This is a genomic window from Pedobacter cryotolerans, from assembly GCF_005116475.1.
Taxonomy (GTDB): domain Bacteria; phylum Bacteroidota; class Bacteroidia; order Sphingobacteriales; family Sphingobacteriaceae; genus Pedobacter; species Pedobacter cryotolerans.
This window is the reverse complement of sequence record NZ_SWBO01000002.1, coordinates 125,130-143,346: the sequence shown is the minus strand read 5'-3', so window position 1 is coordinate 143,346 and position 18,217 is coordinate 125,130. Positions and strand designations below refer to the sequence as shown.

Genomic DNA, 18,217 nt, shown 5'->3' with positions numbered 1-18,217 from the left:
TTTCAAACTCAGATTTTCTGACTCAAAAAATATAAAAATGAAAACAAAAAATATTCAAAAGTTATTTCTCTTTGCATTGAGCGTGTTCATATTCGCTTCTTGCAAAAAGGAATCTGAAAATATATTTACCATGTTTACCGATGTTACGGTAACTTATAACAATAGTGATCCTCGTTGTGTTACGGATTATAAATTGGTAAATGATAAAGATGAAGTATGGATTGATTTTACTATTAATTCTGCAAATGAAGATGTGTACTCTTATGTAGTAGAAACTTCTTCTGGAACACAGCAGCCTCAACGCATTACTTATCCAATTACAGATGAAACCAAACGTAGAAGTTTTTCAAATATCTTAAAACTAACTATGAACCGCGATGGTAAATCATCTTACCGTATTTATGCACTAAACCAAAAAGGTATATTTATAGGTGATGGCAAGAAAAATGTAACTGTAGAGGTTAATCCCAGTTATATGATTTATGCAAATAGAAATATTTATCTACCAAATCCTGAAGGGACAGTGCCTAGTTTTTTCTCTTTAACTGATGCTTCGGGCTACAGTTACACAAATGCAGCTCAGAATGCTGCAAAAATTGATTTTGGAATCTTTGCAAGATTAGCTTCAAATTCTACTCCTTCGGTTGTTTCTGTTGTGCTTAACCTTTATTCTTTGAGTTCTGCTACCAACCCAATTCCAGCTTTTGATATTAGTGGTTTCAACCCAAAAAGAACAACCAAATTTAGTGCCCCAGTAACTGGTCAAGCTAATGCATTTTTAACAAGTGCAGTGTCTGGTTCTACTATTGAAACATTAGCAAAAGCTCGTACAATTAATCTTGATCAAACAAACGCTACACTTTTAGCAAATGGATTAAATGGTGGTAATGGAGTGTTTTTTCTTACTCAAGAAGGTAAATACGGTATGTTATATATTAATGCAGTTACTTCTGATTACGAGGGAAGACCTTATATAAATGTAAGCGTTAAAATCCAAAAATAGATTTTAAATGAATTCTTAAGTAATTTAAAAATTTTAGTTTTAGTATATTTTTGTAAAAGGGATGCGAAAGCATCCCTTTTTTTATTTGGAAATGTTACATTTATATATAAATAATTTAAGCTTTAATTGTTATCTTGCATTTGCAATGAAATACTATTGTTACGCTAAAATTGGCCAAATGGCAATATGTTATAATCTTTTGAGAAGATGATAGATAAATAAGCCATATACAGCCATTATTTTTGAGATATAATACACAATCTAACCAATATAAATTACTCGGTTATATCAAAAACAACATTCGAACTAATCCTTGGATGTAGGTTTTTAACGATAACCTATGAACAAATCAATATGAAAATTAAATTTCTTAGCCTTTTAACGTTAGCATCTGTAGCACTAGTTACAAATTTCGCTCAGGCTCAATACCCTAAAATTCCTGCTGATGTTCAAAAAGTGTCAGATGATATGATGGCTGAAGCCAGAAAACAGTCTGATGTTGCTTGGGAAAAAGCTAAAATAATTATTGCGCAAGAAGCTAAACAAGGTAAACCTTATGTGCCTTGGGCTGGCCGACCAACAGATTTACCACAATCAGAATTATTGGCTTTTCCAGGTGCCGAAGGTGGTGGTGCATATAGTTTTGGTGGTAGAGGCGGAAAAGTTATCGTTGTTAAAAACTTAAATGATAGTGGTCCGGGTTCATTACGTGAAGCTTGCGAACAAGGTGGAGCTAGAATTGTGGTTTTCAACGTTTCTGGTATCATCCGTATTAAAACGCCATTGGTTATTCGTGCACCGTATATTACCATTGCTGGTCAAACAGCACCTGGAGATGGCGTTTGTATTGCAGGCGAATCAGTTTGGATCAATACCCATGATGTAGTGGTTCGTTTTATGCGTTTTAGAAGAGGTGAAACTTTTGTAGGCAGAAGAGATGATGCCATTGGTGGTAATCCTGTAGGAAATATCATGATAGATCACGTTTCTGCAAGTTGGGGATTAGACGAAAACATGTCGATGTACCGCCACATGTACAATGACAGTACAGGCAAAATTGAAGATAAATTAGCTACTGTAAATATCACCATACAAAATTCTATTTTTTCTGAAGCTTTAGATACTTGGAACCATGCTTTTGGTAGTACATTAGGCGGAGAAAATTGTACGTTTATGCGCAACCTTTGGGCAGATAATGGTGCAAGAAATCCATCAATAGGATGGAATGGTGTTTTTAACTTCGCCAACAATGTAATTTTTAATTGGAACAATAGGTCTACAGATGGTGGTGATTATACTGCATTGTATAATATCATCAATAATTATTACAAACCCGGACCAGTTACTAATTTAAAAGAACCAATTAGTTACCGTATTTTAAAGCCAGAATCTGGTAGAAGTAAATTGCCTTATGTTGTTTATGGTAGAGCCTATGTAAATGGTAATATTATAGAAGGCAACGAAAAAGTAACCAAAGACAATTGGAATGGTGGCGTACAAGTAGAGGATAAAAAAGGCGAGTTGATGACTTATGAACAATCTCAGCCTTATTTTGCTGCAATGCGTTCGGCTAAACCTTTTCCAATGGCTAAAATTACTTTAATGCCAACCTTACAAGCGAAAGATTATGTGCTTAAAAACGTAGGTGCTAATTTACCAAAAAGAGATCCTGTTGATATTAGAGTTATCAAACAAGTACAAACTGGTAAAATAGATTATATCGAAGGTGTTAAACTACCTGAAAAAGATTTCGAACATCGCCGTTTGGCAAAGGATTCATATAAACAAGGTATCATTACTGATATCAGTCAGGTTGGTGGTTACCCAGAGTATAAAGGAACGCCTTATGTAGATACTGATAATGATGGTATGCCAGATGCTTATGAAACTAAAAATGGTTTAAATTCAAAAGACCCTGCAGATGCTGTAAAAATTTCTAAAAGCGGTTATGCAAATATTGAAGTATATTTAAACAGTGTGGTTCCAATTGCATCGGTAAAGCCATAATCTTTCCGTCATTGCGAGGTACTGCCTGTTAAAATTGTTCAGAAAACCAATGTAAATGAGATAGCTAAAATTGGATGATTTTGTTGAAATTTAAAAATAATTAATGAAAAGGTAAATTTGGCTTACTAAGCCTCACCCTATCAATGTAGGTGGTTTTTGTACTGTCAGATAATCCCTCTCCTCAAGGAGAGGGAAAGCAAAGGAATTGCTTTTAACCCAAACGTTGATAGGGTGAGGTAAATAAGGAGATGCCACACAAACAAAAATTTGCAAGCACTTCATATTAAACATCACAAAATGAGAGAATTAAATGCTAAAAACTAATCGAAAATATATTTATAGAATATTGTCAGTTATGGCAATGCTTCTTTCGTTTTCATTTTTTTCCTCAGCCCAAAAAAAAATCATCCCACCAAAACCTATTTTTAAAGGTAGCGATGGCAAATTAGCTTACACACCAGATAGTTTAGGCAATCGAATACCTGATTTTTCTTACAGTGGTTACATGGCTGGCGAAAAACCTCTTCCAACTGCATCAGTAAAAATAAGTGTACCCATAAAAGAGGGCGATGCAACATTAAGAATTCAATCTGCCATTAATTATGTTGCTAAATTATCTATCGGGAAAGATGGTTTGCGTGGAGCAGTTTTATTAGAGAAAGGCATACATCAGGTTTCTGGAATTTTAAAAATTGAACAATCTGGAGTTGTAATTAGAGGCGAAGGATTTTCAACTAACGGAACCACAATTTTAGCTTCTGGTTTAGATCGTATTGGGGTAATTAGAATTTCTGGCAAAGCCGATAAAATTGAACAAGGACCAATCCAAATTACGGATAAATATGTGCCTGTAAATGCAATGAAATTTACGGTTGCGAATGCATCAACCTTAAAAGTTGGCGATCGGATAACCATTCATCGTCCATCTACTAAAGAATGGATTGAAACATTAAAAACTTTTGAATTTGGAGGTGGCGAAAGTTCGCTTGGTTGGAAACCAGGAACAAGAGATGTTTTGTGGGATAGAAAAATTATCAGCATTGCTGGAAACACAATTACAATTGATGCGCCAATTACAACTGCTTTAGACCAAAAATTTGGTGGAGCAACAATTGCTAAATACCAATGGGATGGAAGAATTAGCCAATCTGGTGTTGAAAACCTAAAACTACAATCTGTTTACAACACAGAGAACATCAAAGATGAATACCATCGCTGGAATGGCATATCTTTTGAAAATGTGCAAGATGCATGGGCTCGTCAAATTGTATTTCAGCATTTTGCTGGTTCTGCAGTTTACATCGCCGAAACAGGTAAAAGAATTACTGTTGAAGATTGTAAATCATTAAATCCAATATCAGAAATTGGTGGCGAACGCAGAAATACATTTTACACCGTTGGTCAACAAACGCTTTTTCAAAGAATTTACGCCGAATATGGTTTCCATGATTTTGCTGTTGGCTTTTGCGCAGCTGGCCCGAATGCTTTTGTGCAATGCGAATCAAAATTACCTTACAGTTTTAGCGGCGCAATTGATAGCTGGTCGAGCGGAACATTGTTTGATATTGTAAATGTTGATGGAAATGCCTTAAGTTTCATGAACCGTGGACAAGACGGACAGGGAGCTGGTTGGGCAGCTGCAAATAGTGTTTTTTGGCAAAGTACAGCTGCAAGGGTTGATAATTATCAGCCACCAACAGCGCAAAATTGGGCATTTGGTACATGGGCACAATTTGCTGGCAATGGTCATTGGGATATGTCTAATGAGCAAATTCAACCGCGTAGTTTATATTACGCTCAGCTAAAAGATAGAATTGGTAACGAAGCAGATCAAAGAAATATTGTATTGCCAGTTGAAACCGAAGCATCAAGCAGTCCACAAGTAGATGTAGCAACAAAATTGACTAAATTAGCAGAGCAACCTGCTTTAACTTTACTTGAGTTTATTGATAAAGCACCTGAAAGAAACCCAATTACACTTGATAAAAACGATGCAAAAACTATAGATGCCATTGGCTTAGCTAAAGTTGAAAAACCAGAATTTGCTGCAGCAATGACTATCAAAAATGGTTGGTTAATTCGTGGCAATTCGCTAGTAGCAGGCAACCGACAAGATGTGCAATGGTGGAGTGGAAATACAAAATCTATCGGTATCAAAAACAGCAAAGCTCATATTACTCGTTTTGTACCGAATAGAGAAGGAAAAGGCTTAACAGATAATTTGGAGGTAAATACAGATTTGATGAAAGCCAGTTCTACCAAAGTTTTAGAACACAATTACGGACTGTGGTACGATAGGAGAAGAGATGATCATGAGCGTATTCGCCGTATGGATGGCGATGTTTGGGCGCCATTTTACGAATTGCCATTTGCCCGTAGCGGAAAAGAATTAGCTTGGGATGGTTTAAGTAAATATGATTTAACTAAATACAACCTTTGGTATTGGGATAGATTAAAGCAATTTGCCGATTTAGTCGATCAAAAAGGATTGGTATTAATCCATCAAAACTATTTTCAACATAATATTATTGAAGCTGGAGCTCATTATGCAGACTTTCCGTGGCGTACAGCAAATAACATCAACGGCACAGGTTTCCCAGAACCTGTACCTTATGCAGGCGATAAAAGAATTTTTATGGCAGAGCAGTTTTATGATGTCAATGATCCAGCAAGAAGGAAATTACACAAGGCATATATCTATAAATGTTTAGAAAACTTTAACGATAACAATGGTGTAATTCAACTCATCAGCGCAGAATTTACTGGTCCACTTCACTTTGTGCAATTCTGGATTGACACCATTAAAGAGTGGAAAAAGGAAACAGGTAAACATCCAATAATTGGTTTAAGTGTTACTAAAGATGTACAAGATGCAATTTTAGCAGACCCAAGCAGGGCAGATGTTGTTGATTTGATTGATATCAGGTATTGGCATTACCAAGCAGATGGAAAAGCGTATGCACCAAAAGGCGGACAAAACTTGGCACCTCGGCAACATGCTCGTATAATGAAAAACGGTAAAACTTCATTTGAGCAAGTTTATCGAGCCGTTTCAGAATACAGAACTCAGTTTCCTGATAAGGCAGTAATTTATTCGGCAGATAATTACCCAAGTTACGGTTGGGCTATTTTATTAGCAGGTGGCTCACTTAGCAATGTGGCAAACAATACCCTTTTAAATACTGCAGCTACCATGCAACCGTTTTTACCTAATGCAAATAAAATGCAATATGGCTTGCAAAATGCCGGCAAAGCATACATTCTTTATAACGCATCGGCGGATGCCTTCACCTTAGATTTAACTAAATATAAAGGAAGTTTTACTACGCAAATTTTAGATTTAAAAAACAATTCGGTGTTAAAAGAAATGAAAATTAATGCAGGTTCGGAGTTAAAAATCAACAAAGTTGGCAATGGTGATGAAGTGATCATCCTTAACAAAATATAAGATGAGTTTAAATATCAAGAATTTTTTATCAACCCTAATTGTTATTGCAATATTCATCGGCTGTACCCAAGAAAAAAAGACCCAAGAAAACGTAGATGTTAAAGGTTTAAAAGTTTCAGCTAACGGAAGATACCTGATGACTGCTGACGAAAAACCATTTTTTTGGCTTGGCGATACAGGATGGTTATTATTTGGTAAGTTAGATAGAGATGAGGCTGTAAAATATTTAGAGGATAGAAAAGAAAAAGGTTTTAATGTAATTCAGGTAATGGTTTTGCATGAAGTGCCTTCCGTAAATGTTTATGGAGATTCATCTGTGCTAAACAAAAATGTGGCAACTCCTGCTGTTACTCCAGGAAAAGATTTTAATGATTCTACGCAATACGATTATTGGGATCATGTAGATTATATCATAACTGAGGCTACAAAAAGAGATATTTATATGGCTTTGGTGCCAGTTTGGGGTACAAATGTAAAACAAAAGCTGGTTACCAAACAACAAGCCGAAGTTTATACCAAGTTTTTAGTAGATCGTTACAAAAATAATTGGAACATCATTTGGCTTAACGGTGGAGATATTAAGGGAAGTGAGCAGATGGAGGTTTGGAAAACGATGGGTGATATTTTGCGAAAAAACGATCCAAATCATTTAATCACTTTTCATCCTAGAGGAAGAACGGCTTCATCAGATTGGTTTAATAATGAGCAATGGATGGATTTTAACATGGTGCAATCTGGCCACAGAAGATACGATCAGGATACTTCTAAGAATGAAACGAAACATTATGGAGAAGATAATTGGAAATTTATTGAGGCCGATTATGTAATGAAACCTGTTAAACCAACAATTGATGGAGAGCCATCTTATGAACATATTCCGCAAGGTTTGCATGACCCAAAAGAAATACGTTGGGCACCTGAAGATGTAAGAAGATATGGCTACTGGTCTGTTTTTGCAGGTGCTTTTGGCTATACTTACGGACATAGTTCAATCATGCAATTTTATGAAGTTGGTGATCCTGGAGCAAACTACGGCGTAAGCATTGTTTGGCAAGATGCAATGAACTCGCTCGGTGCACAGCAAATGAAGCATTTAAAAAACTTGATGCTTTCTCGCTCATTTTTTGATCGTGTGCCAGATCAAAGTTTAATAGCTGGCTTAAATGGCGAAAAATATGAAAGAGTAATTGCAACCAGAGGTGATAATTACATCATGGCTTACACTTACACCGGGAAAGATTTTAGCATCAACATGGGTAAACTTAAAGGAGATAATGTTAAAGCAACATGGTTTAATCCAAGAACTGGAAAAGAAACCGATTTAGGAGAAATTGTAAACAAAGGCGTGAAAAAATTCAATCCACCAGGTGAGCCAAAAAATGGTAATGATTGGGTGTTGATATTGGAGAAGTAGAAAAATTTTATCGTGTTGTCAGTCTGAGCGTAGTCGAAGACACTTAAATAAAAATGTATAAAACAAAGTTCATATCATCTTATCATTTAGTCATTATTGGCTTGATACTTTGTGCAATCACATCTTGTTCAAAAAACGCTTACATTTTCACCTCATTCCGCGAACCTGCAAATGAAGGTTTACGGCTTTTATATTCTTATGATGCCAAAAACTGGACAGACCTCAATAAAGTTTTCTTACAACCAAAAGTAGGAACACAAAAAATAATGAGAGATCCATCAATAGTTCAAGGTCCTGATGGAACGTTTCATTTAGTTTGGACTTGCAGTTGGAAAGGCGATAATGGGTTCGGCTATGCCAGCTCAAAAGATTTAAAAAACTGGAGCGAGCAAAAGTTTATTCCAGTAATGCAAAAAGAACCTACAACCGTGAATGTTTGGGCACCAGAAATATTCTACGATGATGAAGCTAAACAATTTATCATCATTTGGGCATCAACCATTCCGTTTCGTTTTGCCAAAGGGATTGAAGATGAAGACAATAACCACAGGATGTATTCGATCACTACAAAAGATTTCGTTTCCTTTTCTGAACCAAAGTTGTTTTTAGAACCAGGTTTTAGCGTTATTGATGCAGTAATTGTAAAAAGAGCAAGCAAAGATTATGTGCTAGTTTTAAAGGATAACACCAGACCAAATAGAAACTTAAAAGTTGCTTATAGCGAAAATGCTTTAGGTCCTTACACTAATATTTCTGATACTTTTAGTCCTAAATTAACTGAAGGCCCAACAGTAATGGAGAAAGATGGGAAATACTTAATTTATTATGATGCTTATGGAGATAAAAAATATACAACCTTAAGCACAGCAGATTTTAAAACTTTTGAAGAGGTGAGTTCTTCTACAACTATACCCGAAGGACATAAACATGGAACAGTTATTAAAGTTAAAAAGAAAATTGTTGAGGAATTGAAAAAGTAAATAGACTCGTCATTGCGAGGCACGAAGCAATCCTAAAGCATTAGCATTTATAGAGTTGTAAGATTACCTATCGGTTGGTGTCTCACCAACCGAAAAACAAACTCGTCATTGCGAGGCACGAAGCAATCCTAAAGCGTTAAGCATTCATGGTGTTGTAAGATTGCTTCGTTCCTCGCAATGACGGCAACATAAAAAATAATGAAATTAAAAAAATTATATATCATTCTAGCCTTAGCAATCGCAAGCACAACTTTGCAAGCACAAGATTCGGTGCGTTATACTGGTAAAACTTTGGTTAATGCAGATTATCATCATGGGCAGTTAACACCAGTAGTTGGTGTACACAGCATTCAAACTTTTAGGGCAAATAGAGAATATCCGGCTTTAGCCGAAAATTTTGGCTGGACTTACAACCACGCCCCAATGATTGCCTATTGGAACGATAAATTTTATGTAGAATATTTGAGCGATAAATTGGGAGAAAGCATCCCGCCAGGACAAACTTTTTTACAAAGCAGTGCTGATGGATATACATGGACAAAACCTGATGTTATTTTTCCGATTTACAGAATTACAGATGGCACAACAAAAGAAGGTAGAACCGATGTTGCTAAAGATTTAGATGCAGTAATGCATCAACGTATGGGTTTTTATATTTCAACAAAAAATGTGTTTTTGGTTTTAGGATTTTACGCCATCAGTTTTGATGCCAAAGACGATCCGAATGATGGCAATGGAATTGGGAGAGTGGTAAGAGAAATTCAGCCAGATGGCAAGTACGGACCAATCTATTTTATTCATTACAACCCGAAATGGTCTGAGAAGAATACATTATATCCTCATTACACCCGAAGTAAAAATAAAGCATTTGTTGAAGCTTGTAAGGAATTGTTAGCAAACAAGTTAATGACACAGCAATGGAATGAAGAAGCAGATAGAAAAGATCCTTTAATTACCTTGCAAAAACAATACAAAGCTTTCAATTATTACCATTTAAATGATGGCAGAGTTGTTGGCTTTTGGAAAAATGCCTTAACTGCTATTAGTACCGACGAAGGTAAAACTTGGCCAGAAAATGCACATCGTGCACCTGGTTTTGTAAACAGCAACGCTAAATTTTGGGGACAAAAAACTGCTGATGGCAATTATGCAACAGTTTATAATCCATCAGAATACAGATGGCCTTTGGCAGTTTCGACAAGTAAAAATGGTTTAGATTATAATAATTTGTTGTTGGTAAATGGTGAAGTTGCTCCAATGCGTTATGGTGGTAATTACAAATCTTACGGACCACAATATGTTAGAGGGATTATAGAAGGTAACGGAAAACCAAAAGATGGTAAAATGTGGCTAACTTATAGCATGAACAAGGAAGATATTTGGGTTTCATCAGTTACGTTGCCAGTTACCGAAGTTGTAAACGAACCTGTAAATGATGATTTTGCCAAACTTCCTGATGCTACTGCGTTATCAATGTGGAATATTTACAGTCCGCTTTGGGCACCAGTAAAATTAGAAAACAAAACTTTAGTTTTAAAAGATAAAGATCCATTTGATTACGCAAAGGCGGAAAGAGTTTTTCCTTCATCTAACAAGGTAATTACCGAGTTTTCGATTACACCAAAACAAAACAATTTCGGTTTAATGGAAATTGAATTGCAAGATGTTAGAGGAATGGCAACAGTTAGGTTAACATTCGACTCAACAGGAACATTAAGTGCAAAAGCTGGTGCTCGTTATAAAAATTTTATGACCTATAAAGCTGGCGAGCAATACAATATTAAAATTAAGCTTGATGCTTTTACCAGATTTTACACCATAACTGTAAATGGAAAAGATGTATTAACAAGTCTGGCATTTCAACCTGTAGCAGAAGTATCTCGAATTGTTTTCCGCACTGGCGAGGTACGTCGTTTTCCGCATGTAGATACACCTGCAGACCAAACTTATGATTTACCAAATGCTGGCGAAAGCGAGAAAAATGAAGCTATTTATTCAATTCAATATTTAAAAACGAGTAAATGGTAAGGCAGTTGGCAGTTTTCAGTTTTCAGTTTTCAGTTTTGGTACGTAGCCAAAAAAGAAGGTCCTCATTGCGAGAGACTGCTCCGACTTTTCATCGGGAGAAGCCTGCCTACCGGACAAGCAGGCAATCTCCTGCCAAAATGTTACTAGTTGCATTTTTAACTTTATTCACTCTTTCCGCCAATGCGAAAATATTATTACCTCAAATTTTAGGTAACGACATGGTTTTGCAACGAGAAAAACCGGTAAATATTTGGGGTTTTGCAACAGCAGGCGAAAAAGTTACTGTAAACTTTGCTAAACAAACCAAAACTACAATTGCAGATGCCAACGGAAATTGGATAGTTACTCTTGCACCACCTAAAACATCGGCTGTGCCACAACAAATGACCATAACAGGCAGCAACCAAATTATTTTAAATAACATTTTAGTAGGTGAGGTTTGGTTTTGCTCAGGTCAATCGAACATGGAATACGCCATGCGTAAATTGGTAAAAATTCCCACGCCAAAAAATAAGGCTTTGGGTTTTCCGAAGGATGAAGTTGCCAATGCAAAAAATAACCAAATCAGAATATTTTTAGTGAACCGAAAAGCATTGATCAAACCAGACTCTGTTCATAAAAGTTGGGCTATTGCACAAGATTCAGCTTTGCGAAATTTCTCTGCTGTTGGTTATTTTTTCGCTAAAGAATTGCAAGAAAAACTGGGCATACCAATTGGTGTAATTTCATCGGCTGTGCCTGGTAGCGCAATTGAACCATGGATCAGCAATGAAGCTTTTGCTGCTGAACCTTATTTTGTCTCAAAAAAAGTTGACAATGACCCTGGTAAATTTTATACGCCAATGGTAGAGCCGCTCATTAAATTTCCTATTCGAGGTGTGTTATGGTACCAAGGAGAAACAAATTGTTTTTTGGGCGAAACCATCAGCTATACTTATAAAATGAAAGCTTTAATTAACAGCTGGAGAAAAGCATGGAACAATGAAAAAATGCCGTTTTATTATGTGCAAATTGCACCATACAACTATTCTGCCACCAAAGGTAAGGTAGAAATGACAGCCGATACCGAACCTGAATTTTGGGAAGCACAAGCTCAGCTTTTACGTTTGCCAAACACAGCAATGGTAGTAACAACCGATTTAAATGATAATCAGGAAGATTTGCACCCAACCTACAAATGGGAAATTGGCAGAAGACTATCGCTAATTGCATTAGCAAAAGATTACGGCAAGAAAATTAATGCTGTTGGACCAATTTTTATTAGCGATAATTATTTAGACAGTACAGTTGTGTTAAAATTTGATAATCTGAAACAACTTAAAAATACAAATTACCCTTTAACAGGCTTCGAAGTTGCTGCAGAAGACGGAAAGTTTAAACCAGCAACAGCAAAAATTGTAGGAAATATGGTTTTAGTTAAATCAATCGATGTTAAAAAACCAACTGCCGCTAGATACAATTGGACGGAAAATCCGACTGGTAATTTTTACCAAAATGGATTACCAGCATTGCCTTTTAGAACAAATAATCCGCTTACCAAACAATTTAACATCAACTAATGAGACTTAGATTTTTACTTGCTTTATGTTTAATATCGATGTTTTGTTTATCAAAAGCACAGCAAACAGAAAAAATTTATCTTTCTGGTACGGGCAATGACCAAACTGTAAATTGGGACTTCTTTGTAACTGGAGGCATGAATGCCAATAAATGGTCTACCATCCCGGTACCTTCAAATTGGGAGTTGCAGGGCTTTGGAAAATACAATTACGGCTTTGATAAAGATAGTTTGAGAGGAAAGGAAATAGGCTTTTATAAACACAAATTCACAGTGCCCAGCGATTGGAAAAGTAAAAAAATCAATATCGTTTTTGAGGGATCAATGACAGATACAGAAGTTAAGATTAACGGAAAATTAGCTGGTTCAATTCATGAAGGCTCATTTTATGTGTTTAAATATGATATTTCTAAATTATTAAAATCTGGGGAAAATTTACTTGAAGTTAAAGTCGCTAAACATTCTGCAAACCAATCTGTTAACGAAGCAGAACGTAAAGCAGATTATTGGATTTTTGGAGGAATTTATCGACCAGTTTATTTAGAAGCTTTACCAAAAGCTCATATAGAGAGGGTGCAAATTAATGCACAAGCAGATGGGCTATTAGAAGTTAATTTGTTGGCTACTAATGGAGCAGATAAAGTAGGTATTCAATTGTATGATGCTAATGGAAATGCTTTCGGCGAAAAAATTGAAACTGCCATTAAAAAACAAATTAGGTTGCAAAGAGAGTTTGTAAACCCTAAATTATGGTCAACAGAGTTCCCTAATTTATATACTGCAAAGTTCACTTTGTATAAAGGAGACCAGCCATTGCACGAAATTTCTAAAAAAGTAGGCTTTCGAACTGTAGAAGTAAAAGAACGTGATGGCGTTTACATCAATGGGGTTAAAATGAAGTTTAAAGGTGTAAATCGCCATTCATTTTATCCAAAATCTGGCCGTACAACAAGCAAAGCCATTAGCATAGCTGATGTAAAACTGATGAAAGAAATGAACATGAATGCTGTTCGTATGGCACATTATCCACCCGATGGACACTTTTTAGATGTTTGCGACTCACTTGGTTTGTTTGTAATGGATGAATTGGCCGGTTGGCATGGCAATTACAATACCAAAACTGGTACAAAATTGCTAGCAGAAATGATGGAGAATGATGAAAATCATCCATCAATTGTATTTTGGGCTAATGGAAACGAAGGCGGACATAATCGAGAATTAGATCATTTATTTGCAGAGCAAGATATACAGAAACGGCCATTAATTCATCCATGGGAAGTTTTTGGTGGTTTTGAAACGACACATTACCGTGATTACAATTACGGTATTGGCAATTACGATCACGGTCACAATATTTTAATGCCAACCGAATTCTTGCATGGCATGTGGGATGGCGGTCATGGTGCTGGTTTAGAAGATTATTGGAAAGCGATGTGGAGTAATCCATTATCTGCTGGCGGATTTTTATGGGATTTTGCCGACCAAGGTGTGGTACGAACAGATAAAAATGGTATGATTGATACCCAAGGTAACCTTGGCCCAGATGGAATAGTTGGTCCGTACCACGAAAAAGAAGGTAGTTTTTACACCATTAAAGAAGTTTGGAGCCCAATATTTTTTGAGCATAGAGAAATTGCCAATGGTTTTGATGGTTCGTTCAGTATAGAGAATAGGTATGCTTTTACCAACATCAATCAATGTACTTTTACTTGGACTTTAGCATCTTTTAATTCAACAGATAGGGTTGAAACTTCTGGGAAGATAACAGCACCAAATATTAAACCTTTCGAAAAAGGAGTATTGAAAGTTGATTTGCCCGAAAACTTCAAAACTTATGATGTTTTAAACATCATGGCAAAATCGCCCAATGGCGAAACTATTTTTACTTGGAGTTTTTCTATTAAAAGACCAAATGAAGTTATTGGTAATGAATTGGTTAAAAATTTAAAATCTAAATTAGATTTTAAAAATAACACATCTAATTATTTAATTTCAGCTAATGGAATTGAAGTTGCTATTGATAAAACAACGGGTTTATTGCAAAAAGTAAAAAATGCAAAAGGTGTAATTCCTTTTAGCAACGGCCCAATTTTGCAAGAAGGTGTAAATAACTTCAAAAACTTTACCCATAAAATGGATGGAGATACTTTAATTATCTCCTCAACTTTCGATCGTAAAGAGAACTTTAATACGTTGCAATGGAAAATTTATCCCTCTGGCATAGTAAAAATGCAGGTTAACTATTTTCCTGCAGCTTATTTTACCACATTTGTGGGAATGAATTTCTCTTATCCAGAAACTGAGATTAAAGGAATTGAATACAGAGGCAAAGGACCAAACAGAGTTTGGAAAAATAGAATGAAGGGCAATGAATATGGTATTTGGAAAAAGGATTTCAATAGTACAGCAACTGGCGAAGCACCTTATATTTATCCAGAATTTAAGGGTTATTATTCAAATTTATATTGGTGCGAATTTATCGGTAAAAACAATAACTTTAAAGTATATACAGATCAAGAAGATGTTTTTTTAAGGTTGTTTACGCCTAAAAAATCAAAAGATACAACCTGGGATAACATGAACCCAACTTTCCCTGATGGAGATATTTCGTTTATGAATGGTATTTCGGCAATTGGAACAAAAACCCAAAAACCCGAAACTACTGGCCCAATGGGAATGAAACACGTATTTTATGATTTTGAGAAAGAACCAGCAAGGGCATTAACCATGAGTCTGTATTTTGATTTTAGTGGAGAGAAATAGTTGAAACGTTGGATATGAATTGAGACGTTGAAAAGTTTGAATGTTGAAATGTTTTGGATGGTTAAAGAGCCTCGAACATTAAAACAGTACAAAAATAAAATAAAGTTAGAAATTTGTTTAATTGGATGCTTAGAGCATTCCAACCTTGCAACTTTCCAACCTTAAAACAATAAAAAATGGTAAAAATTTGTATTTGTTGGCTGATTAATACGCCTCGAACATTCCAACTTTACAACATTAAAACCTTGCAACATTAATAAAAAATGAACCTAAAAATATATATCATCCTATTTGGCATATTGCTGCTTCCATTTCAAAAAATGGCACCAGTAGTTAGTTTGCAAAATACCACTTGCGAAATGTTGGTCAACCCGATGGGTATTGATGTGGTAAAACCTAGGTTTGCTTGGCATATTATTTCTGCAGAACGAAATGTAATGCAAACCGCTTATCAAATTTTGGTATCCTCAACAAAAGAAAAACTCGATGCCAATGAAGGCGATTTATGGGACAGCGGCAAAGTAAAGGAAGAAACATCAATCCATGTAAAATATGATGGAAAACCTCTACAAAGTCGCCTGAGAGCGTATTGGAAAGTTAAAACATGGACAACCGCTGGCGAAAGCGAATGGTCGGCTACTAATACTTTCTCTATGGGTTTATTGTTTTACAAAGATTGGCCAAAGGGATGGATTGGATTTGACAGAGCTTTTGCTGGGGATAACATCAAAACAGATTCGCGATTATCCGCCAGGTATTATCGAAAAGAATTTAACAGTACCAAACAAATCAAACACGCCACCGCTTCAATCATCGGTTTAGGTTTATATGAGTTGTTTATTAATGGTAAAAAAGTGGGTAACGATGTTTTAGCGCCAACGGCTACAGATTATACCAAAAATGTAAAATACAATACTTTCGATGTAACCGAGCACATTAAAACTGGCAAAAACGCAATCGGAACAATATTAGGAAATGGTCGTTTCTTCGCTATGCGCCAAAATGAAAAGCCGTACAAAATTAAAACCTTTGGCTTCCCAAAAATGCTGATGAACTTACATATCGTTTATACCGATGGTTCTACAGCAAATATAGATACTGACGATAGTTGGAAAGGAACAGCCAATGGACCAATTCGTGCCAACAATGAATATGATGGCGAAGAATATGATGCAACTAAAGAATTTGTAGGTTGGAATAATATTGGTTTTGACGACACTAAATGGCAAAAAGCAGAGTTTGTGCAAGAACCCTCGGGCGTAATTGAAGCGCAAATGAACGAGAACATGAAAGTGATGAACACTTTAAAACCTGTTTCCATCAAAAAATTAAGTGGCGGAATATACATTTTAGACATGGGTCAAAACATGGTGGGCTGGTTGCAAATCAAGGCAAAAGGCCTAAAAGGAAAACAGATTAAACTTCGCTTTGCCGAATCGTTACAAGATAATGGCGAACTGTTTACAGCTAACCTTCGCAATGCGAAATGCACCGATTTATATACTTTAAAAGGCAGTGGATTAGAAACTTGGGAGCCTACTTTCGTTTACCGTGGTTTTAGATATGTTGAACTTTCTGGCTACGCTTATCAGCCAAAAATTGATGATTTTGTCGGTAAAATGGTTTACGATAATATTAAAACAGTAGGCACTTTCGAAACTTCTGATGCTTTAACCAACCAAATTTTTAAAAATGCTTGGTGGGGCATTGCTGGTAATTATAAAGGTATTCCGATCGATTGTCCACAAAGGAACGAGCGCCAACCTTGGTTAGGCGATAGAGGTGCGGTGGCTTATGGCGAAAGTTTTGTGTTTGATAATGGAAGATTTTACGCCAAATGGTTGCAAGACATTAGAAATTCGCAAAAAGAAGATGGCGCCATACCAGATGTTGCTCCAGCTTTTTGGCGCTATTACAGCGATAACATGACTTGGCCAGGGGCGATGCTGTTGGTTGCCGAAATGTTATACAAACAAACTGGTGATGTATCGGCTATAAAAGAAAACTATCCAGCAATGAAAAAGTGGTTGGCTTACATGCAAAATCGTTACATGAAAGATTACATCCTCACTAAAGATAGTTATGGCGATTGGTGTATGCCGCCAATAACCGTAGAGTTTGGCATAGGTAAAAGTGCAGATAAAAAATACCCATCTGAGCTGTTATCAACTGCTTATTATTATCATTTTACACAACTGATGATCCAATTTGCAAAAGCAAGCGGTAACGATGCAGATATAAAAATTTATGAAACGCTTGGCAATAATATAAAAGATGCTTTTAACGCTAAATATTATAACGAAAAGGGTTATTATGCTACCAATTTACTAACGGATAATATTATTCCGCTTTATTTTGGTATGGTGGCAAAAAACAATGTAGAAAAGGTTTTCAAAAATATTACGTACACTGTTGAAATAACGAATAAAGGTCATTTAAGTAATGGTTTGGTAGGCATACAATGGCTAATGCGTTGTTTAAACGATTATGGCAGACCAGATTTGGCTTACACCGTAGCTACTAAAAAAACTTACCCATCTTGGGGATATATGGTTGATAATGGCGCAACTACAATTTGGGAATTATGGAATGGAAATACCGCTGATCCGAAAATGAATTCGCAAAACCACGTAATGATGTTAGGCGATTTGCTGATTTGGTATTATGAAAACTTAGCAGGAATTAAATCAGCCGATGCTGCATTTAAAAAAATAACCATGAAACCAGAAATGATTAATGGTTTAAATACCGTAAATGCCAGTTACAATTCAGTTTATGGGTTAATTAAAAGCAATTATAACAATACCGCAACTCAATTTACTTGGAAAATCTCGGTACCGGCAAATACAACCGCAATGGTTTATTTACCGTTTGCCAAAGGCGATGAAATAACAGAAGAAATAAAAAATATTAAAGATTTAAAAATGATAAAAAATGAAAATGGAAGAGCGATATATGAAATTGGCTCAGGCGATTATTCGTTTGTAGTGAAGAAAAAATAATTTGAAAAATTGTC

General features: G+C 35.8%; 9 protein-coding genes. All 9 read left to right on the top strand.

The window, feature by feature from the left end; genetic code table 11:
* Window positions 1–37 precede the first annotated feature (37 nt).
* The 9 genes from FA045_RS03705 (at window position 38) to FA045_RS03665 (ending at window position 18,203) form a co-directional block, all read left to right on the top strand.
* The gene (locus tag FA045_RS03705) at window positions 38–1,003 is read left to right on the top strand and encodes a hypothetical protein (RefSeq protein WP_136874603.1); all 966 of its coding nucleotides are present in this window, start codon (window positions 38–40) and stop codon (window positions 1,001–1,003) included.
* Between the two features lie 354 nt (window positions 1,004–1,357).
* Window positions 1,358–3,010, top strand: a complete 1,653-nt coding sequence (locus FA045_RS03700) for a pectate lyase family protein (RefSeq protein WP_136874601.1) — start codon at window positions 1,358–1,360, stop codon at window positions 3,008–3,010.
* A 355-nt stretch (window positions 3,011–3,365) separates the two neighbouring features.
* Window positions 3,366–6,458, top strand: a complete 3,093-nt coding sequence (locus FA045_RS03695) for a DUF6298 domain-containing protein (protein ID WP_225871267.1) — start codon at window positions 3,366–3,368, stop codon at window positions 6,456–6,458.
* A gap of 1 nt (window position 6,459) precedes the next feature.
* The gene (locus FA045_RS03690; protein WP_136874596.1) at window positions 6,460–7,872 is read left to right on the top strand and encodes a glycoside hydrolase family 140 protein; all 1,413 of its coding nucleotides are present in this window, start codon (window positions 6,460–6,462) and stop codon (window positions 7,870–7,872) included.
* 53 nt (window positions 7,873–7,925) lie between these two features.
* Window positions 7,926–8,852, top strand: a complete 927-nt coding sequence (locus FA045_RS03685; RefSeq protein WP_136874594.1) for a glycoside hydrolase family 43 protein — start codon at window positions 7,926–7,928, stop codon at window positions 8,850–8,852.
* A 198-nt stretch (window positions 8,853–9,050) separates the two neighbouring features.
* Window positions 9,051–10,880 (top strand): sialidase family protein, encoded by a 1,830-nt coding sequence (locus FA045_RS03680; protein WP_136874592.1) that lies wholly within the window; start codon window positions 9,051–9,053, stop codon window positions 10,878–10,880.
* A 137-nt stretch (window positions 10,881–11,017) separates the two neighbouring features.
* Window positions 11,018–12,439, top strand: a complete 1,422-nt coding sequence (locus FA045_RS03675) for a sialate O-acetylesterase (RefSeq protein ID WP_225871266.1) — start codon at window positions 11,018–11,020, stop codon at window positions 12,437–12,439.
* Window positions 12,439–15,201, top strand: coding sequence for a glycoside hydrolase family 2 protein (locus tag FA045_RS03670; protein WP_136874590.1), 2,763 nt, complete (start codon window positions 12,439–12,441; stop codon window positions 15,199–15,201). Before FA045_RS03675 ends, FA045_RS03670 begins: the two co-directional genes overlap by 1 nt.
* A 263-nt stretch (window positions 15,202–15,464) precedes the next feature.
* Complete coding sequence (locus tag FA045_RS03665; protein WP_225871265.1) at window positions 15,465–18,203, top strand: alpha-L-rhamnosidase; 2,739 nt, start codon at window positions 15,465–15,467, stop codon at window positions 18,201–18,203.
* The last annotated feature ends 14 nt before the right edge of the window (window positions 18,204–18,217 follow it).

Bases quoted from the DNA above. Each gene is read 5' to 3' on its own strand.
- FA045_RS03695 (WP_225871267.1), top strand. From the start codon at position 3,366: ATGGCAATGCTTCTTTCGTTTTCATTTTTTTCCTCAGCCCAAAAAAAA.
- FA045_RS03700 (WP_136874601.1), top strand. From the start codon at position 1,358: ATGAAAATTAAATTTCTTAGCCTTTTAACGTTAGCATCTGTAGCACTA.
- FA045_RS03670 (WP_136874590.1), top strand. From the start codon at position 12,439: ATGAGACTTAGATTTTTACTTGCTTTATGTTTAATATCGATGTTTTGT.
- FA045_RS03665 (WP_225871265.1), top strand. From the start codon at position 15,465: ATGAACCTAAAAATATATATCATCCTATTTGGCATATTGCTGCTTCCA.
- FA045_RS03690 (WP_136874596.1), top strand. From the start codon at position 6,460: ATGAGTTTAAATATCAAGAATTTTTTATCAACCCTAATTGTTATTGCA.
- FA045_RS03705 (WP_136874603.1), top strand. From the start codon at position 38: ATGAAAACAAAAAATATTCAAAAGTTATTTCTCTTTGCATTGAGCGTG.
- FA045_RS03685 (WP_136874594.1), top strand. From the start codon at position 7,926: ATGTATAAAACAAAGTTCATATCATCTTATCATTTAGTCATTATTGGC.
- FA045_RS03680 (WP_136874592.1), top strand. From the start codon at position 9,051: ATGAAATTAAAAAAATTATATATCATTCTAGCCTTAGCAATCGCAAGC.
- FA045_RS03675 (WP_225871266.1), top strand. From the start codon at position 11,018: ATGTTACTAGTTGCATTTTTAACTTTATTCACTCTTTCCGCCAATGCG.